This window comes from Dellaglioa sp. CoH-56-MRSF-11 (assembly GCF_056782135.1).
Genome location: NZ_JBXAYE010000044.1, coordinates 1 through 376, shown reverse-complemented (window position 1 = coordinate 376; position 376 = coordinate 1). Strand labels below are relative to the sequence as shown.

The following is a 376-nucleotide window of genomic DNA, read 5'->3' as shown; positions in this document are numbered from 1 at the left end:
ATGCCAGACAACACGTACGGTGCGTTGACGATTGATGCCCAGTCGTCAACGCCAGTGTTGCCCGTATTCGATTCCGGATGCGTGGCAACCGGCCACCATACCAACTCAAGGTATAAAGGCCAATGGGCATTGAAGTTCCCAAATCACCATCGGGTAGTAAGCGTTGAGCTTCCGCAGCGCGACAAACATATGCAGGTATCGGTAGCATCAAGATGGGGAGGCGTAGATCAGGACATAGCAGATACGCTCGCTCATGAGCTACAGGACCTCGACGCCAAGTACGAAGGAAGCCGCTGGCTATATAAGCTGCAAAGGTTGCTGGAAACTACAAGCGACTATCATGCTGAGTACGTAGCCATCGTCAACAACCAGAGCG

General features: G+C 52.7%; 1 protein-coding gene. It reads left to right on the top strand.

Annotation, left to right across the window (positions count from 1 at the left end):
- The coding region (locus tag AC1RPT_RS07755; protein ID WP_481762978.1) for a hypothetical protein at window positions 1-376 on the top strand (376 nt) is incomplete at both ends.